Below are 21820 nucleotides of genomic sequence, written 5' to 3' on the forward strand. Positions count from 1 at the left end.
CCGTCGAACGCCTCCGATCCCGACCGCTTCAGCGGGTCGAGGATTCACCAAACCCGCGCTGCTGGCCGGCGAGCGCCCGCCGCTCCGCCTCGGGCCGCTGCAGCACCGCCGCGCGATCCGCATCGAAGGCGGCATTGCCGGTCGAGTTGGCGGTCCGCCAACCCGACCGGCTGGCCGAGGTCGCCGCGTGATCCGGGGAAAGCCTTGCCCATCCAGAGCGCCAGCACCGCTAGGCCGAGCGGCCATCACAAGGCGAAGCCGGTCACCTTGGCCAGGACAGGCACCACCGGGTGAAGCCGCAGGTCGAAGCGGTCGAGGCGATGCGCCAGGCTGGAGAAGGATGGAACGCAGACCGACATGATCCCATCCATGGAAAAGTGAATGGCTTTCACTTAGAGGCCAGGAAGAGCCGAGGTCAATCGAGTTCGACATACGGCCCAGCAGCGTCCGTCACGCCCTTCTCCAGGACCGCCTCGGCCTCCGGGATGCCGCTTTCGGCCACCGGCAGCCCGGCCCGCTCCAGCATCGCCACGCCGTGCGACAGCGCCCAGACCTGCATCGCCACCAGCCGCGGATTGCGCCCGGCGACGCCCGCGCCGCCCGGCAACAGGGCGCCGATGGTGCCGGTCAGCGCCTCGAAAGGGCTGCCCTTCTCGGCCTCCCCGCCGCTGTCCTCGGACGGCACGCTGAACATGGCGGCATAGTAGCCCGGCTCTTCCCGCGCGAAGGCGAGGTAGGCTGGGCCCATGCGCCGCAGCGCCTCGGCTGCGTCGCTGGTGCCGCCGGCCGCCGCCTGCAGCCGCTGGCTGAACAGGGTAAAGCCGCGCCGGCACAGCTCCGCCAGCAGCTCATCGCGGTCCTTGAAGTGTCTGTAGGGCGCGCTGGGCGAGACGCCGGCGCGGCGGGCCGCCTCGGTCAGGGTGAAGGCCTGCGGCCCACGTTCACCGACCAATTGGCGGGCACCTTCGAGCAGCGCCTCCCGCAGGTTGCCGTGGTGATAGCCGCGCCGCGCGGCCAGGTCGGGGATGCGTTTTGCCTGGGCCATGCGGTCCAGAAACCCAGAGAAACTTAGTTACTGCAAGTGTCCCACGGTTTCAGATCACGCTTGACGAGAATGAAGGGCCGTTTTGCAAGGTATTAGGCCGCAGAAGGTGATCACAAGAAGCCGTGATTATGTCCGATCCGGGCTGGTTTCCGCGTACCTAACCCCGCCCCTCGTCTGCATTTTGAGGCAAGGCGAGTAACGGGCCACCGCATTCCCGCGAATCGCTGTCCCAAGCATCGCCCGCCCGGGGCTGCACCTTCCGCCTTGTCGCGCCCGCAGGGTGTGAAGCCTAAAAATCAACCGAAAGTATAAATTTTCCCGCCCAACGATCGCTCGCGTGTGTAAGCCCGTGCCCGACGCCGAAATGCAGGCCGAATTTTTCCCCGACCTTGAAATCCGTGGTGACGAAGAAGCTGGTGCGCCTGACCGGGCAGCTTTGCCGGCCAGATCGATGCGGTCGAAATCCATGTAATGCTCCAGCCCCAACCAGGCGCGCTCCGCCACCCGCCGCACCGCGCGCAGCGCCGGGGCGAAGACCGGGCCGTCCCGTCCCAGCGGGAACTCCACCGCGGGGTTGAGGATGAGCTGCCAGGGGCCGGAGCGGAGATCGAGGATCGGCCGCAGGGTCAGCGCCCAGTCCGTCGACGAGAAGCGGTAGGATTGGTGCCGAATCTCCACATCCAGCCCGGCGGCCAGCGGCCGGTCGGCCGCGCCTGGCGTGACGAAGCTGTTCCGCAGCTTGAAGCCGCCGCCGAAGGTGTCGCCGGAGAAATTCCCGGGCAACCGGGATGTAGACCGCGACCTCGTGCCAGGGCGCGGTGGCGTAGCCGATCTCGGCGGTCAGCAGCCCGCCATTTCGCGGCGCCCCCTGCCCGTCGAGGATGCCGCGCCGGCCGGCATTGAGGTGCAGGTTGAGATCGACGCTGCCAGGGTTGGTGATGCGGCCGTCGAAGATCTGGAACTCGTCGAAGACGGCGGCACGGGCGCCGCTGGCAAACAACGCCAGAACGAGGGCGGCGACGAGGCGCATGTGACACTTCCCGGCTTTGGCTGCCGCCAACGCACCCCGCCCGCTGCCGTTCCGGCCGGCGCCGTCAGCGCGCCGGGGCGATCACCGTCCAGGTGGTGGTGATATGGGTCGCCAGCTCGTCCGATCCCTCGGCGCGGATCATGATTTCGCCGAAGACCTGCCGCCGCCCCTGCTTGACCAGCCGCGCCTCTGCCAGCACCGGGCCGCTGCCGGCAGGGCGAAGGAAGTTGACCGTCATGGTGCTGGTGACACTGTCGTCCCGCCCTTCGGTCGTGGACAGCAGCGCCGCCCACATCGCCACATCGGCCAGTCCCATCAGGGCGGGGCCGGAGACGGTATTGCCGGGGCGCAGCAGCACCGGCTTGGCCGGCAGCCGGACCAGCGCGGTGCCGGATTCGGCCGCCAGCACCTCGATCTCCCACTCGGCGGCGAGCGGCACGCCGCGCCGCATGATGGCCTGGATCTCGGCCGTGCTCAGTGTGGTCATCAGTGTCCTTCGACCACGCGGCCGATGCAGGGGTTCCCGCCGATCCAGTAGCAGAGCTCGGCCGGGCGGGCGATCCGGTACAGCGCGAGGTCGCAACGCGTCCCGGCGCCAGCCGGCCACGGTCCGTCAGGCCGAGTGCCGCGGCGGCATTCACCGTGACGCCGCGCAGCGCCTCCGCCACGGTGAGGCGGAACAGCGTGCAGCCCATGTTCAGCATCAGCAGTAGCGACAGCGCGGGCGAGGAGCCGGGGTTGAAGTCGGTGGCGACCGCCATGCGGACGCCGGCCGCGCGCATCGCGGCGATGTCGGGCCGCGCCGTCTCGCGCAGGAAGTAGCAGGCGCCGGGCAGCAGGACGGCGACGGTGCCCGCCGCGCCCATTGCCGCCAGCCCGGCCGGACTGGCGCGTTCCAGATGGTCCACCGACAGCACGCCATGCCGGGCGGCGAGCGCGGCGCTGCCGGCATCCGCATGCTGGTCGCCGTGCAGCTTCGCGGGGAGGCCGTGGCGCCGCGCGGCCTCAAGCACCCAGCCGGCCTCGGCATCGTCGAAGGCCAGCGTGTCGTGGAAGACATCGACCGCATCGGCGAGGCCCGCGGCGGCCGCGGCCGGCACCGTCTCTTCCGCCACCAGCCGGGCATAGTCGGCGCGGCGGCCGGCGTATTCGGGTGGCACGGCATGCGCGGCGAGCAGCGTGGTGACGACCGCGAGCGGGAGCTCGGCGCCGAGCCGACGGGCGGTGCGGAGCTGGCGCAGCTCGGTCGCGGTGTCGAGCCCATAGCCCGACTTCACCTCGAGCGTCGTCACGCCCTCGGCCATCAGGGTGCGCGCGCGCGGGAGGGCGGCGGCGAGCAGCGCATCCTCGCTGGTCGCGCGGGTGGCGCGGACGGTGGAGAGGATGCCACCCCCGCCTTGAGGATCTCGGCATAGTCCTCCCCGGCCAGGCGCCGCTCGAACTCATCGGCCCGGTCGCCGCCGAAGACCAGATGGGTGTGGCAGTCGATCAGTCCGGGCAGGATCCAGGCGCCGGCGCAGTCGGTCGTCTCCCGCGCCGGGCCGGGCAGCGCGGCGCGCGGGCCGACCCAGGCGATGCGGCCGGCGGTCGCGGCGACGGCGCCGTCCTTGAGAAGGCCGAGCCCCTCCCCTGCATGGTGGCGAGGTTGGCGTTCAGCCAGACGCGGTCGAACATCAGGCAACCTCCACCAGGGCGGCGAAGCGCCCGCGCTCGACCAGCGCCTTCACCGCGGCGATGTCGGGCGCCATGACGCGGTCGGCATCCCAGGCGGCGGCGACGCCGCGCACCAGCCCATGCGCCTGCTCGATCGCCGGGGAGGATTGCAGCGGGCGGTGAAATTCGAGAGCCTGCGCCGCGGCCAGCAGCTCGATCGAAGAGATCCCGGCCAGGTTGTCCGCCATGTCGTGCAGCCGCAGCGCGGCACCGGTCGCCATGCTCACATGGTCCTCCTGGTTGGCGCTGGTCGGCAGGCTGTCCACGCTGCGCGGCGCGGCGAGCGCGCGGTTCTCGGCGACCAGGGCGGCGGCGGTGACCTGGGCCAGCATGAATCCGGGATCCAGCCCGCCTTCCCGCACCAGGAAGGCCGGCAGGCCGGAAAGCGCGGGGTCGGTCAGCAGGGCGATGCGGCGCTCGCTGATCGCGCCGAGCTCGGCCAAGGCGAGCGCCAAGGCATCGGCGGCGAAGGCGACAGGCTCGGCGTGAAAATTGCCGCCGGAGACGACGTCGCCATTGATCACCAGCGGGTTGTCGGTGACAGCATTGGCCTCCCGCTCCAGCACCTGCGCAGCATGCGCCATCAGGTCGAGGCAGGCGCCGGCGACCTGCGGCTGGCAGCGCAGGGAATAGGGATCCTGCACGCGCGGGTCGCCATGCCTGTGGCTGTCGCGGATGGCGCTGCCGGCCAGCAGGCCGCGCAATGCCGCGGCGGCGCGGACCTGGCCCGCCTGGCCGCGCAGCGCATGGATGCGCGCATCGAAGGGCGTGTCGCTGCCGCGCGCCGCGTCCACGCTCATCGCCCCGGCGAGGAGGGTGGTGCGCAGCAGGTCCTCGGCGGCATAGAGCGCGGCGAGGGCGAGCGCGGTGCTGACCTGGGTGCCGTTCAGCAGCGCCAGCCCCTCCTTCGGGCCGAGCGCGAGCGAGGCGATGCAGGCGCGCTCCAGCGCCGCGGCGCCGGACATCACGGCCCCCTCCATGAAGGCGTCGCCCTCCCCGATCAGCACCAGCGACATGTGCGCCAGCGGCGCCAGGTCGCCCGAGGCGCCGACCGAGCCGCGGGCCGGGATGGCGGGCGTGACGCCGGCCTCCAGCAAGGCCAGCAGCGCCTCCACCACCACCGGCCGCACGCCGGAGGCGCCGCGGGCCAGCGACAGCGCCTTCAACGCCAGCACCAGCCGGACGACCGGCGCCGGCAGCAGCGGCCCGGTGCCGGCGGCATGGCTGCGCACCAGGTTGAGCTGGAGCTGCGCGAGCTGGGCCTCCGGGATGCGGGTGCTGGCCAGCTTGCCGAAGCCGGTATTGACGCCGTACAGCGCCTCGCCGGAGGCCATGCGCACCGCGAGCGCGGCGGCCGAGGCCTCGACCGGCGCGCGCCAGTCGTCGGGCAGCACTAGCGGCACGCCCTCCATGACTGCGCGCAGCGCGGCGAGGCCGGCGCTGCCGGGTGTGATCACGTCGGCAACATGGGCAGGTCCAGCCCATGCTCCCGCGCGCAGTCGATGGCGATGTCGTAGCCGGCATCGGCATGGCGCATCACGCCGGTCGCCGGGTCGTTCCAGAGGACACGTTTCAGCCGCCGCGCCGCGTCCTCGGTCCCGTCGCAGACGATGACCATGCCGGCATGCTGGCTGAAGCCCATGCCGACCCCGCCGCCATGGTGCAGCGAGACCCAGGTGGCGCCCGAGGCCGTGTTCAGCAGCGCGTTCAGCAGCGGCCAGTCGGAGACGGCATCCGAGCCGTCGCGCATCGCCTCGGTCTCCCGGTTCGGGCTGGCGACGCTGCCGCTGTCGAGGTGGTCGCGGCCGATCACGATCGGGCCGATCTCGCCCCGCGCCACCATCTCGTTGAAGGCGAGGCCGAGCCGGTCGCGCTGGCCGAGCCCGACCCAGCAGATCCGGGCCGGCAGGCCCTGGAAGCTGATCCGCGCGCGGGCCATGTCGAGCCAGTGATGCAGGTGGGCGTCGTCTGGGATCAGCTCCTCGCACCTTGGCATCGGTGCGGTAGATGTCCTCCGGGTCACCGGACAGCGCCGCCCAGCGGAAGGGGCCGACGCCGCGGCAGAAGAGCGGGCGGATATAGGCGGGGACGAAGCCGGGGAAGCCGAAGGCGTTTGCCAGCCCTTCCTCCTTCGCCATCTGCCGGATGTTGTTGCCGTAATCCAGCACCTTCGCCCCGCGGTCCTGGAAGTCGAGCATTGCCTGGACATGCGCCACCATGCTGCGCTTCGCCGCCGCGGCGACCGCGGCCGGGTCGCTCTCCCGCTTCGCCGCCCATTCCGAGAGCGTCCAGCCGGCCGGGAGATACCCGTTGGCCGGGTCATGCGCGCTGGTCTGGTCGGTGACGATGTCGGGGATCACGCCGCGGCGGACGAGTTCGGGGAAGACCTCCGCCGCATTGCCCAGAAGGCCGACGCAGATCGCGCGGCCCTCGGCGCGAGGCAGCGCGGATCATCGCCAAGGCAGTGTCGAGGTTATCCGCCCGGTGGTCGAGGTAGCGCGTCTCCAGCCGCTTCTCGATGGAGGAGGGCTGGCATTCCACCGCCAGCACGCAGGCGCCGGCGAAGACCCCGGCGAGCGGCTGCGCCCCGCCCATGCGCCGCCGAGCCCGCCGGTCAGGATCCAGCGCCCGCGCAGGTCGCCGCCGAAATGCTGCCGGCCGCACTCCGCGAAGGTCTCGTAGGTGCCCTGCACGATCCCCTGGCTGCCGATATAGATCCAGGACCCCGCGGTCATCTGGCCGTACATCATCAGCCCCTTACGATCGAGCTCGGAGAAATGCTCCCAACTCGCCCAGCGCGGGACGAGGTTGCTGTTGGCGATCAGCACGCGGGGTGCGTCCTTGTGGGTCTCGAAGACGCCCACGGGCTTGCCGGACTGCACCAGCAGGGTCTGGGTCTCCTCCAGCCGGCGGAGCGTGGCGACGATCGCCTCGTAGCTCTGCCAGTCCCGCGCGGCGCGGCCGATGCCGCCATAGACCACCAGCTCGCCCGGCTTTTCCGCCACCTGGTCGTCGAGGTTGTTCATCAGCATCCGCAGCGGCGCCTCCGTCGTCCAATGGAGGGCGGATTTCTCGAGGCCCCTCGGGGCGCGGATCGCAGGGGCGTTGCGGAAGCGGTCGGTCATCCCGGCAGGATAGCCATGCCGGGGCCGCCGCGTCAGTCAGCTTCGGCGGCGCCAGTCCCGCAGCATCAGCCAGCAGGCCATCGCCCAGGCGGCGCCGAGGCACCACCCCGCCAGCACGTCGGTCGGCCAATGCACGCCGAGCCAGACCCGGCTGCATCCGACCAGCAGGGTCAGGCCCACCGCCGCCCCGAGGATATAGGCCCGGTGCCGCCGCCGCCGGGCGCCGCTCGCCAGCAGCGCGCCGAGGGTGAGGAAGCCGATCGCCGAGAGCATGGCATGGCCGGAGGGGAAGCTCGCCGTCTGCACCTCGGCCAGCCGCGCCACCAGCCCCGGCCGCGGCCGGTCGAAGCCCTGCTTGAGGAGGCTGTTCAGCAGCAACCCGCCAGGCAGCGACACGGCCAGAAGCAGCACCGCCCGCCAGCGCCGGTCGAGCAGCAGGTAGCCGAGCGCCAGCAGCCCGAGCAGCGCCAGCACCGGGATGCTGCCGAGCGCCGTCACTTCCCGCGCCGAAAGCGTCAGCCAGTACGGCCCGATCGGCTGGTCGGGCGCCCCGGGGCGGCGCAGCGCCAGCAGCACCGCCTCGTCGAAGCGGTGGGGGCCGCCCTCCACCATCTGCATCAGCGCGGCAAAGCCGAGCAGCCCGGCGGCGACCACCGCCAGCGCCGCCAGCGCCGCCCCCTGCCCCAGCGCGAAGCGGCCGATCCGCTGCATCACCCCCGCAGTCGGGGCCACGACATCATCCATCTCGTTGCAACCCGCGGCAGGCTCGGCGGTTGCAACGGCGCAACAGGCCGGAGCCGGGACCATCGCAACGAACACCCCGCCAGCCGGGCGCGCCCTGCTGATCGTCAACCGCCACGCCCGCAGCGGCGCCGAGCAGGCCGAGGCCGCGGCCCGCGCCCTGGCCGAAGCCGGCATCGAGGCCCAGGCCTTCGACCCGCCGGAGGGCATGTCCTGCGCCGAGGCGGTCACCGCGGGCCTGCGGCCGGGCGGCTTCGACCGGGTGGTGATCGGCGGCGGCGACGGCACGCTGAACGCCGCCATCCCGGGCCTGCTCGAGGCCGGCCTGCCCTTCGGCATCATGCCGCTCGGCACCGCCAACGACCTCGCCCGAAGCCTCGGCATCCCCTTCGAGCTGGACGGCGCAGCGCGGGTGGTCGCCACCGCCGCACCGCGGCCGGTCGATCTCGGCGAGGTCAACGGCCACCCCTACTTCAACGTCGCCAGCGTCGGCTTCAGCGCGGAGCTTGCCTCGGAGCTGAAGGCCGAGGCGAAGAAGCGCTGGGGCAAGCTCGGCTATGGCGTCGCCGCGCTCGGCCTGGTGCGACGGGCGCGGCCCTTCACCGTGACGCTGATCCATGACGGCAAGACGGAGCGGGTGCGGACGATCCAGGTCTCGGTCGGCAATGGCAAGCACTATGGCGGCGGGATGACGGTGTCCGAGGATGCCAGGCCGGATGACGGGATGCTCGACATCTACAGCCTGGAAGTCCGCCATTGGTGGCGGCTGGTGGCGCTGCTGCCCTGGCTGCGGCGGGGGACGCAGGGCAGCTGGCGGGACGTGCGCGCCTTCCGCACCACGGGGCTCGAGCTACGCACGCGCCGGCCGCGCCCGGTGAACACCGATGGCGAGCTGACCACGCATACCCCGGCGGTGTTCCGGCTGCGCCCGGCGGCGCTCCGGGTCTTCGCCCCGGCCGAGGCTACAGCCGGCTGACGGCATCGCCGCGGCGGATCGCGCCGCCCTCCAGCACCCGGGCGGTGATGCCGCCATGGCCGCGCACCGCGTTGTAGCCGCCGGGGCCGAGGACCTCCTCCATCCGGGAACAGGGGTGACACTCGCCGCTGTGCTCCAGCAGCACGCCGCCGACGCGAAATCGCCTCCCCTTCAGCGCCAGCAGGTTCAGCCCAACGGTGACCAGGTTGCGGCGAAGCTGCTCGGGCGGGACCGCGCTGCGGCCGAGAAAGGCGGCGATGGCGGCCAGGTGCTCGGCGGCCAGCAGCGTGACCTGCCGTGCGCCGGTCGCGGCGCCGGCCCAGCGGTCGCCCTCCAGCCCGAGGCCCGGCGCCAGCCGTGCCGCCTCCACCGCCAGCATCTGCGCCCGCCGCGCCGGCCGCAGGCCGATCCAGTCCAGCCGGCCCGGGGCCATGGGCCCGTCCAGCAGGCGGGCCATCAGGAAGTCGGGCGGGGGCTGCATCCCGGCAGTCTAGCGCGCCGCGCCGGCCTGCGCGCATCATGGCGGCATGCCGGAATTCCACGCACGCGCCGCCCTGCTGCCCGATGGCTGGGCCGCCGATGTCCTGATCGCCGCGGATTCCGCCGGGACCATCACCGCCGTCACCCCGGACGCACCGCCCGGCGCCGCCGACCGGCTGCGCGGCGCCGTCATCCCCGGCGTACCGAACCTCCATTCCCACGCCTTCCAGCGCGCCATGGCGGGCGGGGCCGAACGCCGCAGCCCGGCCGGGCAGGACAGCTTCTGGACCTGGCGGGACACCATGTACCGCTTCGTCGGCCTGCTGACGCCCGAGGATGCCGAGGCGGTCGCGGCGCAGCTCTATGTCGAGCTGCTGGAATGGGGCTTCACCGGCATCGCCGAGTTCCACTACCTGCACCACCAGCCCGACGGCACGCCCTATGCCGACATCGCCGAGATGGCGCTGCGGCACCTGGGGGCGGCGCGACGCACCGGCATCGGCATCACCCTGCTGCCCAGCCTCTACCGCCATGGCGGGATCTTCGGCGCCGATCCGGTGCCGGGGCAGCGGCGCTTCCTGAACGACCTCGAGCCCTATCGGCGCATCCTCGAAGCCTGCCGCGCCGCGACCGCGGGCGATGCCCAGGCCGCCGTCGGGATGGCGCCGCACAGCCTCCGCGCGGTCACGCCCGCCATGCTGCAGGCCATCGCCGCCCTGCCCGGCCCGATCCACATCCACGCCGCCGAACAGCTGAAGGAGGTGGCGGAATGCCAGGCCGCCACCGGCGCCCGGCCGGTGCAATGGCTGCTCGACAACGCCCCGGTCGATGCGCGCTGGTGCCTGATCCACGCGACCCACATGGACGCCGCCGAGACCCGGGCGCTGGCCGCGACCGGCGCCGTCGCCGGGCTCTGCCCCTCGACCGAGGCCTCGCTCGGCGACGGCACCTTCCCGCTGCGGCCCTATCTGGAGGCAGGCGGCAGCTTCGGCATCGGCACCGACAGCCATGTCGGCATCTCGCCGCGCGACGAGCTTGCGCCAGTTGGAGACCAGCCAGCGCCTGGCGCTGCACGAGCGCGCCGTGGCGACCAGCGAGGCCGCGCCGCATCCCGGAAGGCGGCTGCTGGAGGCCGCGCTGGCCGGCGGCGCCCGGGCCAGCGGGCGGCCGCTCGGCGGCATCGCCCCTGGGCTGCGCTGCGACCTGGTCGAGCTGGACGAGGCGCACCCCGCGCTGATCGGGCGCGACGGCGATGGCCTGCTGGATGCCTGGGTGTTCTCCGGCCAGGCCAATCCCGTCCGCACCACCATCGTCGGTGCGAAGCGGGTGGTCGAGGGCGGGCGGCATGTCGCGCGGCTCGACATCGGCGAGGCGTTTGCGAGGACGATGCGGAGATTGCTGGCATGACCGAAGGCCCGCTGCACGGGAAGACCGCCTATGTCACCGGGGGCAGCCGCGGCATCGGCCGCGCCATCGCCCTGGCCTTCGCCGGAGCCGGCGCCGACGTGGCGATCTGCCACCTGGGCGACGCGGCGCAGGCCACCACGCTGGTGCAGGCGGTGACGGCACGCGGCCGGCGTGGCTTTCAGATGGAGGCCGATGTCGCCGCCCCCGCCGCGACCCGCGCCTTCGCTGCCGCCGCCGAGGCGGCGCTCGGCCCCTGCGACATCCTGGTGAACAACGCGGGCATCAACATCCGCGGGGCCTTCGAGACGATCTCCGAGGCCGACTACGACCGGGTCGTCGATGTCCATGTGAAGGGCATGTTCTTCATGGCTCAGGCGGTCTATCCGGGCATGGTCGCGCGCGGGCATGGGCGGATCATCAACATCGCCTCGCAGCTCGCCTTCAAGGGCGGGCCGGACATCACGCCCTACTGCACCGCCAAGGCCGGCATCGTTGGCTTCACCCGATCGCTGGCCTGGGAGGCGGCGCCGAAGGGCATTCAGGTGAATGCCATCGCCCCCGGCCCGATCGAGACCGACCTGACCCGGGCCCGCGGGCCGGACTGGAAGAAGGCGATGGAGGACACGATCCTGGCCGGCCGGCTCGGCCAGCCGGAGGAGATCGCGGCGACGGCGCTGCTGCTGGCCGGCCCGGGCGGCGCCTTCTATGTCGGCGCGACGCTGTCGCCGAACGGTGGCGACGTGATGCACTGAGGCCGCCGGGGTACACCACCGCCCCTCACCGCCGGCTTGGCAGCAAGCGCCGGCCCGAATCCCGGGACCGGGTGATCGCGGCTGGCGGGCGGACCGCCGGCGCAGGCGGTCACAGCAGCAGGAAGCCCTGCGCCCCGCTGCCGGTGGCACCGGGAAAGATGTTGCCCAGCAGGTGGGTGCCGTCCGCGGTGGCATCGGTGACCCAGGCCCCGCTGCCATGGATGGGGTCACTGGCGACGAAAAGCGCCCGGCCATCGCCGAGCGGGGTGGAATTCGAGGGGCTGCTGCCGCTGAAGCCGGATTCCGCGGCATTGATGTCGAGGATCCTGTGGGTGCCGGCCGCGGTGCCGTCGGTGATCCAGGGTTCGCTTCCGGGCTGCGGTTCGGTCCCGGCGACCAGGACGTGCCCGGCACCCAGCCGCACCGGGCTGGTCGGATTTCCGGGCCCGCCGCCCGGCCAGAGCTCGGCGAGGAGATCGGTCCCCCGCGCGGTGCCACCGGTGGTCCAGAGCTCGCGGCCGTTGAGGCCGTCGGCGGCGGCGAAATCAATTGGTCCCTGTCTTCCACCCTGCCCGCCAACGTTTCGCGCAGGCGAAAACGCGGCCGACCGCACCGGACCTTCGCCTCTGGCGCAGGAGTGCGTCATGCCGGCGTGTCCTGCCATGTCTTAGAGCCCATCCGGGAAGTTTGGGTTCATGCTGAGGGCTTTGTTGCCAGCCGTCGAAGCATGATGCGGATCATGGCCATGCGGACGAAGGCGGCGGCGATGCGGCAATGCCGCTCGAAGTCGCGGGCCAGCCGCCGGTTGCGGCTGATCCAGCCGATGGTGCGCTCGACGATCCAGCGCTTCGGCAGCACGACGAAGCGGTGCCTATCGCAGCGTCGCACGATCTCCATCTTCCATGTACCGGTGCGGGCGACGGCGGCGGCCATCTTCGGCCCCTGATAGCCTGCACCGCCGATGATGCGCTCGACAAAGGGGAACAGCCTGCGCGCCTGGCGCAGCAGCGGCTCGGCGCCATCGCGGTCCTGCACGTTGGCGGGATGCACGATGACCGCGAGTAGCATGCCGATGGTATCGGTCAGCAGGTGGCGCTTGCGGCCGACGACCTTCTTGCCCGCGTCGTAGCCGGACGGGTCGAGCGTAGAGCCCCCTTTGCGCGCCCTTCGCCGTCTGGCTGTCGATGATCGCGGTCGTCGGGCTGGCCTCACGCCCGGCACCCTCGCGCACCGCGACGTAGAGCGCGTGGTGGATGCGCTCGATGGTGCCTTCCCATTCCCAGCGCGAGAAGTAATCCCAAACCGTGCTCTTCGGCGGCAGGTCCTTCGGCAGCGCGCTCCATTGGCAGCCGGCGGAGAGCACGTAGAACACCGCGTTCAACACCTCGCGCACGTCCACCTTGCGGGGCCTGCCGCCGTGCTTCGCTGGCCGGATCAGTGGCGCAACCAGCGCCCACTCGGCATCCGTCAAATCTGAGGGATAGCGCAGCCCCCGCCGGTCCGCCGCACGCCGATGTTCCGCCGTCCATGCCATCCGTCTCCTCCCGCAGAATCGCCCGCAGGAACAGCAGAATCACATCCGATTCAGGCGATTCAATTCTCTTTCCGGATGGGCTCTTATGCGTCGCCGGCGCGATCGGCTCGCCTTCCGGAGTATGCAAAGTAAATTCGTTGTGCACTTGAACTGGATCAACCCCCGGGGCGTCGCTCCATTCGGATGTTCCACCCACCTCAGGTGGACGAGACATGCGTACATCCGAACTTATGAGCCGGCATTCGATCCCGATCTTTCTCCTTGTCTCCATCCCGCTCCTCGCCAACGCGTTTCCCTTGGTGACCGGCTGGTCGGCCGATCCGCGTTACTTTGTCTCGGGGCTGTCGGTCGGGCCGCAGGACAGCCTGCTGCCCGGCCTGCCCGGCTGGATCGATCCGCATGCCGGCCTCACCCTGGAGTCGCTCGGCGGTCTGGCCGCCGCGGAGTGGCTGCGCGGCACCATACCCTGGTGGAACCCCTATTCGGGCCTCGGCCTGCCGCTGGCGGCCGAGATGCAGCCGGGCGCCCTTTTCCTGCCCTTCGTGCTGCTGCTGAGCTTCGGGCAGGGGGTCATCCTGCTGAAGATCGTGATGCAGGCCATCGCCGGGCTGGCGACCTATGCGCTGCTCCGCCAGCTCGGCCTGACCCGCACCGCCGCCCTGATCGGCGGGATCTGCTACCAGCTTCAACGGCACCTTTGCCTGGTTCGCCGATGCGCCGATCCTGCCCATCGCCTTCCTGCCGCTCTTCCTCCTCGGCATCGAGCATGCCCGGGAGGCCGCGCGCGCCGGCCGCGCCGGCGGCTGGGCGGCGATCGGGGTGGCGATCGGCTATTCGCTCTATGCCGGCTTCCCGGAGACCGCCTATCTGAACGGCCTGCTCGCGCTCGCCTGGGCCGTGCTGCGCTGGGCGACTGAGGCGCCAGGGGTGCGGCTTGGCTTCCTCCGGAAGGTGACTGCCGGCGGGCTGTCCGGCCTGCTGGCAGCGGCGCCGCTATTGCTGCCCTTCGCACAATTCATGGCGGTGGCGGATGGCTCCGCCCGGCTGGATTTCAATCGCATCAGCCTGCCGGGTCCCGGCCTTGTGGCTTTCCTGCTGCCGTACCTCTTCGGCCCGATCCATCATTTCGCGCAGTTCGACCGGACCGGGGTGCTGGAATACATCTGGGGCATGCTGGGCGGCTTTCTCGGGATGCCGCTGGCTTTCCTCGCCCTGGTCGGCCTGCTCGCGCCGCGGCGGAGCTTGGGCTGCGCCTGCTGCTCGGTGGCTGGATCGCCCTCAACCTCGCCCGCGCCGCGATGGTGCCGGGCATCACCCAGCTGGTCGGCACCATCCCGCTGATGGATGTCACCGCCATCTTCCGCTACGCGCCGCCCTCCTGGGGATTGGCGGCGACCATCCTGGCTGCCTTCGCGCTCGACGCCTGGCAGCGCCATGGGGCGATCGGCCGACAGGCGATCGGCGTGGCCCTGCTGACGGTGCTCGGCGCGCTCGGCCTCGCCCTGGCCGCCGCATCCGGCATCGTGGCCGGGCTGTGGCAGGTCACCCCGCCTACCGCCCCTGGCCGCTGCTGTCGCTCGCCTGGGCGGCGGCAATGCTCGTGGCGCTGCAATGGCTGCTGCGGCGCGGGCCGGCACGGGGCTGCGGCCGCTGGCGGCGCTGCTTGTCCTTGATGCCGTAGCGATGTTTGGCCTGCCGCTGCTCAGCGCCACGCGCAACCATGCGCTGGATACCGAAGCGGTGGCCTTCTTGCAGCGGAATCTCGGGCTGCAGCGCTTCTATACCCTTGGACCGCTCACCCCGAATTACTCCGCGCAGGACCGGGTTGCCTCCATCAACCACAACTACCAGCCGATCCCGCAGGCCTGGGTGGCGCATGTGAAGGCCAGGCTCGATCCCGCGCTGCATGCGCCGGTCTTCACCGGCAACTACCCGGGGATAGACGCCGATGGCCGGACCAGGCTGGACGCCTTCCGGCGGCGCCGCGCCGCCTTTGCCGCCGACACGGTGCGATACGTGCTGGTCCATCCTGGGCAAAACCCGCTGGCCGCGCCGACATCGGCGCTAACCTTCGAAGGCATCCCGCCCGCCGGCGTTCAGTCGATCCCATTGGGCGGGACGCTGGATGGCGCATTGCCGTCCAGCCTGTCGCAGGCCGGAGCGGTGGCGGCGGTCGATATCATGATCGGCACCTATCATGGCGCGGCCGACGGCGACTTGGTGCTCCGGCTCTGCTCCCCGGCGACCTGCGTCGAAGGACGCCGGTCACTCGCGGAACTGGCGGACAACCAGCCGGCCCGCTTCGCGCTGGAGCAGCCGCTTCCGGTCACGCTCGACCAGCCGCTGCGCCTGTCCCTCGCCCAGGAGGGCGCCACCCGGCCGGTGGCGATCTGGGTCTGGCGCACCCCGCCCAGCGCCTTCTCCGTCGCCGGCAGCCGCGGCTGGCTGGGCGATCCGGTGGCGGGCCTGCTGCCGAGGCTCTCGCTGTCCTATGCCGCCGAGGCCGCGACATCCGGCGCGCCGCCAGGTCCGGTCCATCATGGCCGCGTCGTCGATATCTTCGAGCTGCCCGATGCCGCGCCCTACTTCGAGGCGCAGGGCGGCCCATGCCAGCTCGACATCGCCTCGCGCGAGGCATTGCGGGCCGAGTGCGAGGCGCCTGCGGTGCTGATCCGGCGCGAATTCGCCTATGAGGGCTGGCGCGCCACGGTGAACGGCAGCACGGCCGCGGTCCGCCCGGTGGACGGCCTCTTCCAGGCCACCGACCTTCCGGCCGGCGAGAGCGAGGTGCGCTTCGCCTTCGCGCCGCCGCATATCGGCTGGACGCTGCTGCCCTTCGCCCTCGGGCTGGCCGGCTGCCTGGCGGGTCGTACCCGGGGGCCGGCCCGCTGCGAGGCCGAGATCCGCTGGCGGGCAGGCTTCCCGCCCGATGGCCAGCCGCCGGCCGCCGCCCCGGCGCGCGAGCCTCGCCAGACCGCGCCGGTGCTGGACTGAGCCAGCGCAGGGCCTGCCCCATGGCCGGGCCCGCAACGGCCTGCCATACTGGCCCGCAGGGAAGAACGCCGCCCTCCACGGCCCACCAACTCTCGGAGGAGCGGTATGCACCGCATTGCCATCCTGGCGCTCGCCGCACTCGCGGCCTTCGCCACGCCGTCCCGCGCCCAGACCAAATGGGTCATGGCCACGCCCTACCGGACGCCAATTCCACACCCAGACCATCAAGTTCTTCCTGGCCGAGGTGGAGAAGGCGGCGCCCGGCAAGCTGGTCGTGCAGCTGCACCCCAACGCCTCTGCTGCTGCCGCTGCTGCAGATCAAGCGCGCCGTGCAGACCGGCCAGGTGCAGATGGGCGAGATCCTGCTCGGCGCCTATGGCAACGAGGACCCGATCTTCGAGGTCGACTTCGTTCCCTTCCTCGCCGCGACCTATCCGCAGGGCCCGCGCGCTGCACGCAGCGACGGAGCCGGCGCTGCGCGCCAAGTTCGAGAAGCAGGGGATCACTCCGCTGTATTACGTGCCCTGGCCGGCCCAGGCGCTCTACGGCAAGACGGAGATCCGCAGCCTGGATGATCTGAAGGGCGCCCGCTTCCGCGCGCAGACGCCGATCATCGCCCGCATGGCCGAACTGGTGGGCGCGACGCCGGTGATGGTGCAGGCCGCCGACGTGCCGCAGGCCTTCGCCACCGGCATCGTCAACGCGCTGCTGACCAGCGCGCAGACCGGCGCCGACAGCGCCGCCTGGGATTTCTCGAGATATGTCTATGACATCGGCTTCACCCTCACCCGCAACGCGGTGCTGGTGAACACCCGCGCCTTCATGGCGCTGGACGACGCCACCAGGGCCGCCATCCGCGACGCCGCGGCGAAGGCGATGGAGCATGGCTGGGCGGCGGCCAAGGCTTCGGAGGAGGTTCAGATGGCCAAGCTCAAGGCCAATGGCATGCAGGCGCCGGAGCCGACCCCGGAGCTGATGGCCGGGTTGCGCGCGATCGGCGCGAAGCAGGAGGAGGAATGGGTGGCCAAGGCCGGCCCGGATGGCCGCGCGCTGCTCGAGCGCTACCACGCGCTGCTGAAATAGCCGCAGCGGTGCGGGGAGGAAGGCCGCGCCCTCCTCCCCGCGACTGGCTTAGCGCTTCTTCGCCGGGGCGCGCTTGGCCGGGGCCGCGGCGGGCGGCGGCGCCGGCGGGGCCGGCGGCGGCGTGTACTGGACCGTCACCATGACCTTCAGCGCCGGGTTGCCCGGCAGCAGGCGCACGCTGAAGCGGTCCTCGCCGCCGAAGCCCGCATCCGGGGTGTAGTCGATGCGCGTGACGTCGCCGACCTTGTGCACATGCACCCGGCCATGCTCCGGCCGGCCGACCAGCAGCCCGGCGTCATAGGGCTTCGGGCCGGACTGGGCGACGGTGATGCCGCACCAGCCGCCGTCGTTCTTCACCACCATGGTCGCCTCGGTCTGCTGGCCCGCGGCCAGCTCCACCTTCGGCGGCACGGTGCAGAGCGCCGCGGCGCCCTGGGTGTCGACGTAATAGATGCGGGCGCCGGAGGCGGTGACGCGCGGCTGCTCGGCGCAGCCGGCGAGGAGCGCCATGGCCGCGGCGACGGCGAGACCGCCTTTCGCGGAGACGGACATCAACGGGTGCTCCGGCGGGCGGCGGCAGGCGTGGCGCGAGCCGGCGAGGCGGCGGCGGCGCCGTCCGGGCAGGCGGTGACGCCGGAGGAGAGCAGGTCCTTGGTCGCGGCATAGGCCGGCAGGTCGGTCACGCCCTGCAGCGCCATCACCTCGTCGAACAGGCCGTTGTTGCGCGCGCAGAAGTCGCTGCCGAGCTGCCGGGCGTTGTTCGAGCGGGCATTCGCCAGCTCGGTGATGAAGATGTCCTGCTGCCGCTGGCCGCCCTTGCCGTGGCTGCGGGCGAAGTACTGGCCGAGGCCGCGGTTGGAGACGACGAGGCCCTGCTGGTAGCGGCGGACGAAGTCGTTGTAGCGATCCTCGGCCGGGCCCTTGCAGGTCGTGGCGACGACCATCAGCTCGGTCTTCAGCGCCTCGACCTCGAAGATCGCCTGATCGGTCTCGTTGGTGCAGCGCGCCAGGGCCTGGGCCGGCTGGGCGAGAAGCATGGTGGCGGCGAGCAGCGCCGCGACGCCGCGCATCCGGCCCTGCTGCGGTCCCTTGGCCCGCCGCGTGGGCGGGGAATATCTGGTCATCTGTGTGGTCCTTCCTGGCAGCGACTGGCCTGGCAGCGGCAGGACGCCCTGTCCGTCTCCGTCCGGCCCGGTGCGTGCCGCACCTTGATCCGGGACGCCCTTTCAGCACACCCGAGCGGCGGCGGCGATAGCCAGCTTACCTCACCGCGCACGAAGCCTTGCCGGGGCGCTTCCGATGCATCACTTGCGGCCGCCGGCTACGGCTTGGAATCAAGTCGTAACAGGGGCTTGCCGGGGCCGGTGGAAAGATGTACCGGAGGCAGAACATGTGGGGCGAAGGGTCGGGATCGGCGCCGGCGGGCGCGAATCGAGCGGCGGGCGGCCGGCCGCGGCGCGGCGCGACGCCGCGGCGTTTGGCTTTGCTGGCGCCCTTCGCCCTGCTCGGCTGCGCCACCACCCCGCGGGTGCCGCAGCCGGGCGGCCCGGGCGGCCTGTCCTGCGTGCCCTATGCCCGGGCCCGCACCGGCATCGTGCTGCGCGGCGATGCCTGGCAGTGGTGGGAGGCGGCCGAGGGCCGTTATGCCCGCGGCCGGGCGCCGCGCGTCGGCAGCGTGCTGGTGCTGATGCGGACCTCCCGCCTGCCGCACGGGCATGTGGCGGTGGTGACCCGGCTGGTCTCGACGCGGGAGATCTGGGTCGACCACGCCAACTGGGCCTCCGGCGCCGCCAAGGGGCGGGAGGCGCGGGACCAGCCGGTGCAGGACATCTCGGCCGGCAACGACTGGTCGCTGGTGCGGGTCTGGTTTCCGCCAGTGAACGGCTACGGCGCCAGCAACTGGCCGGCGCTGGGATTCATCCACGACGCCATGGCCTGAATCGGCAATGGCCGGGCGAACCCGGCCATCCCCGACAATACGGCAACGGGCGGCGAGGGCGCCCGGTCCCGTCCTATTCCTTCAGGTTGACCGCCTGTCGGCCACGCTGGCCGTCGCGGACGTCGAGTGCGACCTTCTCGCCCTGCTGGACATCCTGCCGCCCGGCCTTCTGCAGCACGGAGGAGTGCAGGAAGACGTCCTGGCCGCCGTCCTCCGGCGTCACGAAGCCGAAGCCGCGCACCTGGTCGAACCACTTCACCGTGCCGCTGACCGCATAGGTCGGGCCGCCGGCGTCGCGGTCGCCGAAGTCGCGCCGCGGCGGACGGTCGCCATAGCCGCCACCGAAGCCGCCCTGGCGGGGCGCGCCGAAGCCGCCGCCGAAGCCACCACCCGCCCCTGGCGCGGCGGCCGGTCGCCGAAGCCGCCGCCGCCGAAATCGCGCCGCGGCGGCCGGTCGCCGAAGCCGCCACCGCCGAAGTCACGCCGCGGCGGCCGGTCGCCGAAGCCGCCACCACCGTAATTGCCGCCCGCCGCGCCGAAGGGCGGCCGCCGCGGCGCCATGCCCGCCGCGCCGCCGCCCTCGCCACGCCGCAGCTCGGAGATCCGGGTGACGAGGCGGCGACCCTGACGATCCGTGCCGATTTCGCAGACCAGGGTATCGCCCGTGTCGGGAGGCTCGATTCCCGCTTCGGTCAGGGCCGAAGCGTGGAAGAACACGTCCTGACCATCAGGGCCCAGCACGAAGCCGAAGCCCTTGCGGGCATTGTACCACTTCACCTGGGCCTCGACGGGCCCGGTGCCGCCCTGCATGTCGTTGTCGGAAGGCACTTGCTTGTTATTCCGTATCTAGTGTCGTGCGGCCCGACAGAATGTTGGGACGCTGCCTCGGAGCATGACATCCCATTGCCGTCAAGGCGAGAAGGAATTCAGCCGAAGCGGGCCGCCGAAAAGGCCGCCGCGTCGATCTCCGGCGGCCGCCCCGCCAGCAGCTGCGCGACAAGCCGGGCCGTGCGCGGTGCCGCCACCAGCCCGACATGGCCATGGCCGAAAGCATGAATGACATCCGGCGTGGCGCTGGCCGGACCGATGCAGGGCAGCCCGTCAGGCATGCTCGGCCGGTGCCCCATCCAGAATTTCACCCGCTCCGCCGGCAGGTCGCGTGGCAGGCCGGGAAAGCTGCGCAGGAGATGGTCACGGAGAATTGCGGCGCGCTTCCAGTTCGGCGCCGCCTCGATCCCGGCGATCTCCACCTGGCCCGCGCAGCGCAGCCCGCGATCGGTCCAGGTTATCGACATCTTGCCGTCGGACGGCATCATCGGCGTGCGCGGCCCGGCCCCGGGATCCTCGATCATGGCGTGGTAGCCCCGCTCGGATTCCAGCGGCAGCCGGTCGCCCGCCGCGGCGGCCAGCGCCCTCGACCGCGCGCCGGCGCTAATCACCGCGCGGTCGGCGGCGATCTCGCCCTGTTCGGTCAGCACGGCGCGCAGCCGCCCCGCCTCGATCCGGAAGCCGGTGGCGCGCGCCGCGACGCGGGTCGCGCCCTCCGCCTCGGCCAGTGCGACCAGCGCCGCGACATAGGCGCCGGGATCGCGGCAATGCCCGCCCTCCTCGACGAGCGCGGCGAAGCCGTAGCGCCGGTCGAGGCCGGGCTCGCGCTGGTGCAGCTCCTCAGCGGACAGCTCGAGCCATTCGATCCCGACCTGGCGGCGGATGCGCCAGGCCATCGCCTCGGCGGCGAATTCGGCGCGGGAGGGATAGACATACATCAGCCCGCGCCGCTCGATCAGCCGGCCGACGCCGGCCGCCTCGGCCAGCGCCGCATGCGCCGCCGGGGCATCGCGCAGCAGGGCGCGCAGCGCGACCGCGGTGCGCGCCACCCGCGCCTCGGTCCAGCCGGAGGCGAGGTAGCGCGCGAGCCAGGGCAGCACGCGCGGAAAGTAGGACCAGCGGATCGCCAGCGGGCCGAGCGGGTCGGCGAGGAAGCCCGGCACCTTCTTCCAGAGACCGGGCGTGGCCGGTGGGATGACCGACATCGGGCTGAGCCAGCAGCCGTTGCCGTAGCTCGCCGCCTGCTCGCCGCCCGGTGCGCCAGGCTCGAGGATGGTGACCTGGTGGCCGTCGCGCAGCAGCGCGAGCGCGGTGCAGGCGCCGACGATGCCGGCGCCGATGACGACGGTGTGGATGCGGGCGCGCGGCAGGTCCGTCGCATGCGACGGACTGCCCTTGATGCCGCTCGGCCGATCGGGTGCACTCACCTCTGCACCGCCTCCCCGCCAGCGCCTTCTCCAGGAAGAACAGCCGGTCTTGGCCCCAGAGCCAAAGGTCGCCGAGGAAGAAGGTCGGGCTGCCGAAGACGCCGCGCTCGACCGCCGCGGCGTTGTTCGCCACCCATTCGGCATGGATGGCCGGGCTCTCCTCCGCCGCCACCAGCGCCGCGCCGTCCAGCCCGAGCGCATCGCCGATCGCCGCCCGCACCGCCGGCAGCGCGATGTCGCGCTCCTCGACCCAGAGCGCGGTGAGGATCGCATGGGACAGCGCCTGGGCGTCGAGCCCGCGCGCCTGCGCCGCCATCACCATCCGCCCGGCAGGGCGCTGGTCGGCCGGCGGGTAGTACCGCGGCTTCAGGACCAGCGGCATGCCGAGATGCCGCGCCCAACGGTCGAGCTCCAGCGCATGGTAGTCCTGCCGCGGCCGCGGCCGGGTGCGCAGCGGGATGCCACCGGTCTGCGGCACCACCTCGGGGAAGTCGTAGGGCCGCAGCAGCACCCGGGCGCCATGGCGCCCGGCGATGGCGCGCAGCTGCGGCCCGGCGAAGTACATCCAGGGCGATGACAGGGTGTAGAAGCACTCGACCAGCCGTTCGGTCATGCGGCCCTTCCTTGGCGTCGGCGCCGAGCATAGGCGCTCGTCATCCGCCGGCAACGGCACCGTCGCCGAAGCGTCAAGCGAGGCCGCTACACGCACTCCGCCAGCCCGACTGGAAGCCGGAGATGCCCATCGC

The 21820-nt window shown here is 72.1% G+C and carries 22 protein-coding genes and 4 pseudogenes; 10 read left to right on the forward strand and 16 right to left on the reverse strand.

Annotated features, from left to right (window positions below; all coding sequences use genetic code 11):
- Positions 1–28 precede the first annotated feature (28 nt).
- Positions 29–127 (reverse strand): annotated as a pseudogene (locus ACQ86J_RS03480) (hypothetical protein); the annotation flags it as partial.
- Positions 128–415: 288 nt separating this feature from the next.
- Positions 416–1045, reverse strand: a complete 630-nt coding sequence (locus tag ACQ86J_RS03485; protein ID WP_431270041.1) for a TetR/AcrR family transcriptional regulator — start codon at positions 1043–1045, stop codon at positions 416–418.
- Positions 1046–1763: 718 nt separating this feature from the next.
- Between ACQ86J_RS03485 and ACQ86J_RS03490 the strand changes: the two genes are divergently transcribed.
- A complete protein-coding gene (locus ACQ86J_RS03490) occupies positions 1764–2177 on the forward strand; it encodes a hypothetical protein (protein WP_431270042.1) in 414 nt (137 codons plus the stop codon).
- On the opposite strand, the gene ACQ86J_RS03495 is transcribed toward ACQ86J_RS03490, so the two are convergent.
- The 5 genes and pseudogenes from ACQ86J_RS03495 to ACQ86J_RS03515 all read right to left on the reverse strand — a co-directional run bounded on the left by ACQ86J_RS03495 (position 2140) and on the right by ACQ86J_RS03515 (position 7657).
- Positions 2140–2562 (reverse strand): PaaI family thioesterase, encoded by a 423-nt coding sequence (locus ACQ86J_RS03495; RefSeq protein WP_431270043.1) that lies wholly within the window; start codon positions 2560–2562, stop codon positions 2140–2142. The two genes, ACQ86J_RS03490 and ACQ86J_RS03495, sit on opposite strands and share 38 nt — an antisense overlap.
- 151 nt (positions 2563–2713) lie before the next feature.
- Positions 2714–3460 (reverse strand): annotated as a pseudogene (locus tag ACQ86J_RS03500) (imidazolonepropionase); the annotation flags it as partial.
- A gap of 288 nt (positions 3461–3748) precedes the next feature.
- Complete coding sequence (gene hutH / locus ACQ86J_RS03505) at positions 3749–5200, reverse strand: histidine ammonia-lyase (RefSeq protein WP_431272723.1); 1452 nt, start codon at positions 5198–5200, stop codon at positions 3749–3751.
- A 41-nt stretch (positions 5201–5241) separates the two neighbouring features.
- A pseudogene (gene hutU, locus ACQ86J_RS03510) lies at positions 5242–6913 on the reverse strand (urocanate hydratase).
- A gap of 36 nt (positions 6914–6949) precedes the next feature.
- On the reverse strand, positions 6950–7657 hold the full coding sequence (locus ACQ86J_RS03515; protein ID WP_431270044.1) for a phosphatase PAP2 family protein: 708 nt from the start codon (positions 7655–7657) through the stop codon (positions 6950–6952).
- Between the two features lie 4 nt (positions 7658–7661).
- Here ACQ86J_RS03515 and ACQ86J_RS03520 point away from each other — a divergent pair, with 4 nt between their 5' ends.
- A complete protein-coding gene (locus tag ACQ86J_RS03520; protein ID WP_431270045.1) occupies positions 7662–8630 on the forward strand; it encodes a lipid kinase in 969 nt (322 codons plus the stop codon).
- Here ACQ86J_RS03520 and ACQ86J_RS03525 read toward each other — a convergent pair.
- Entirely contained in the window at positions 8617–9111 is a 495-nt protein-coding gene (locus ACQ86J_RS03525) for an MOSC domain-containing protein (protein ID WP_431270046.1), read from the reverse strand. The two genes, ACQ86J_RS03520 and ACQ86J_RS03525, sit on opposite strands and share 14 nt — an antisense overlap.
- 46 nt (positions 9112–9157) lie before the next feature.
- Here ACQ86J_RS03525 and hutF point away from each other — a divergent pair, with 46 nt between their 5' ends.
- Complete coding sequence (hutF, locus tag ACQ86J_RS03530) at positions 9158–11269, forward strand: formimidoylglutamate deiminase (RefSeq protein WP_431270047.1); 2112 nt, start codon at positions 9158–9160, stop codon at positions 11267–11269.
- 109 nt (positions 11270–11378) lie between these two features.
- On the opposite strand, the gene ACQ86J_RS03535 is transcribed toward hutF, so the two are convergent.
- The gene (locus ACQ86J_RS03535; RefSeq protein WP_431270048.1) at positions 11379–11882 is read right to left on the reverse strand and encodes a hypothetical protein; all 504 of its coding nucleotides are present in this window, start codon (positions 11880–11882) and stop codon (positions 11379–11381) included.
- 80 nt (positions 11883–11962) lie between these two features.
- Positions 11963–12803, reverse strand: a protein-coding gene (locus ACQ86J_RS03540) for an IS5 family transposase (RefSeq protein WP_431270049.1) whose coding sequence is annotated in 2 segments (ribosomal slippage) — positions 11963–12434 and positions 12433–12803 — 843 coding nt in all. Because the reading frame shifts where the segments join, the coding sequence is not laid out codon by codon here.
- A 212-nt stretch (positions 12804–13015) separates the two neighbouring features.
- Between ACQ86J_RS03540 and ACQ86J_RS03545 the strand changes: the two genes are divergently transcribed.
- The 6 genes from ACQ86J_RS03545 (at position 13016) to dctP (ending at position 16880) form a co-directional block, all read left to right on the forward strand.
- Positions 13016–13720 carry a hypothetical protein gene (locus ACQ86J_RS03545; protein ID WP_431270050.1) on the forward strand — a complete coding sequence of 235 codons (705 nt, stop codon included), beginning with the start codon at positions 13016–13018 and terminating at the stop codon, positions 13718–13720.
- Positions 13623–14144, forward strand: coding sequence for a hypothetical protein (locus tag ACQ86J_RS03550; protein ID WP_431270051.1), 522 nt, complete (start codon positions 13623–13625; stop codon positions 14142–14144). Before ACQ86J_RS03545 ends, ACQ86J_RS03550 begins: the two co-directional genes overlap by 98 nt.
- Positions 14102–14476: a hypothetical protein gene (locus tag ACQ86J_RS03555; protein ID WP_431270052.1), complete on the forward strand. Its 375-nt coding sequence runs from the start codon at positions 14102–14104 to the stop codon at positions 14474–14476. The genes ACQ86J_RS03550 and ACQ86J_RS03555 overlap by 43 nt, the downstream gene beginning before the upstream one ends.
- A gap of 10 nt (positions 14477–14486) precedes the next feature.
- Positions 14487–15797 carry a hypothetical protein gene (locus ACQ86J_RS03560; protein WP_431270053.1) on the forward strand — a complete coding sequence of 437 codons (1311 nt, stop codon included), beginning with the start codon at positions 14487–14489 and terminating at the stop codon, positions 15795–15797.
- Positions 15798–16126: 329 nt separating this feature from the next.
- Positions 16127–16372, forward strand: coding sequence for a hypothetical protein (locus tag ACQ86J_RS03565; RefSeq protein WP_431272796.1), 246 nt, complete (start codon positions 16127–16129; stop codon positions 16370–16372).
- On the forward strand, positions 16299–16880 hold the full coding sequence (gene dctP / locus ACQ86J_RS03570) for a TRAP transporter substrate-binding protein DctP (protein WP_431272724.1): 582 nt from the start codon (positions 16299–16301) through the stop codon (positions 16878–16880). Before ACQ86J_RS03565 ends, dctP begins: the two co-directional genes overlap by 74 nt.
- Before the next feature lie 48 nt (positions 16881–16928).
- On the opposite strand, the gene ACQ86J_RS03575 is transcribed toward dctP, so the two are convergent.
- Both ACQ86J_RS03575 and ACQ86J_RS03580 read right to left on the reverse strand, forming a co-directional pair.
- Positions 16929–17432, reverse strand: coding sequence for a hypothetical protein (locus ACQ86J_RS03575; protein ID WP_431270054.1), 504 nt, complete (start codon positions 17430–17432; stop codon positions 16929–16931).
- Entirely contained in the window at positions 17432–18004 is a 573-nt protein-coding gene (locus tag ACQ86J_RS03580) for a hypothetical protein (RefSeq protein WP_431270055.1), read from the reverse strand. Before ACQ86J_RS03580 ends, ACQ86J_RS03575 begins: the two co-directional genes overlap by 1 nt.
- 359 nt (positions 18005–18363) lie before the next feature.
- Between ACQ86J_RS03580 and ACQ86J_RS03585 the strand changes: the two genes are divergently transcribed.
- The gene (locus ACQ86J_RS03585; protein ID WP_431270056.1) at positions 18364–18819 is read left to right on the forward strand and encodes a CHAP domain-containing protein; all 456 of its coding nucleotides are present in this window, start codon (positions 18364–18366) and stop codon (positions 18817–18819) included.
- 73 nt (positions 18820–18892) lie between these two features.
- Here ACQ86J_RS03585 and ACQ86J_RS03590 read toward each other — a convergent pair whose 3' ends face one another.
- From ACQ86J_RS03590 to ACQ86J_RS03605, 4 genes and pseudogenes are all read right to left on the reverse strand, one after another.
- Positions 18893–19078: a cold-shock protein gene (locus tag ACQ86J_RS03590; RefSeq protein ID WP_431270057.1), complete on the reverse strand. Its 186-nt coding sequence runs from the start codon at positions 19076–19078 to the stop codon at positions 18893–18895.
- Positions 19075–19647, reverse strand: coding sequence for a cold shock domain-containing protein (locus ACQ86J_RS03595; protein ID WP_431270058.1), 573 nt, complete (start codon positions 19645–19647; stop codon positions 19075–19077). Before ACQ86J_RS03595 ends, ACQ86J_RS03590 begins: the two co-directional genes overlap by 4 nt.
- Positions 19648–19745: 98 nt before the next feature.
- Positions 19746–21074: an NAD(P)/FAD-dependent oxidoreductase gene (locus ACQ86J_RS03600; protein ID WP_431270059.1), complete on the reverse strand. Its 1329-nt coding sequence runs from the start codon at positions 21072–21074 to the stop codon at positions 19746–19748.
- Between the two features lie 76 nt (positions 21075–21150).
- Positions 21151–21687: pseudogene (locus ACQ86J_RS03605) on the reverse strand (2-hydroxychromene-2-carboxylate isomerase); the annotation flags it as partial.
- Positions 21688–21820: the final 133 nt, after the last annotated feature.

The organism is Dankookia sp. P2 (assembly GCF_050632255.1).
In the GTDB taxonomy this organism is placed as follows: domain Bacteria; phylum Pseudomonadota; class Alphaproteobacteria; order Acetobacterales; family Acetobacteraceae; genus Paracraurococcus.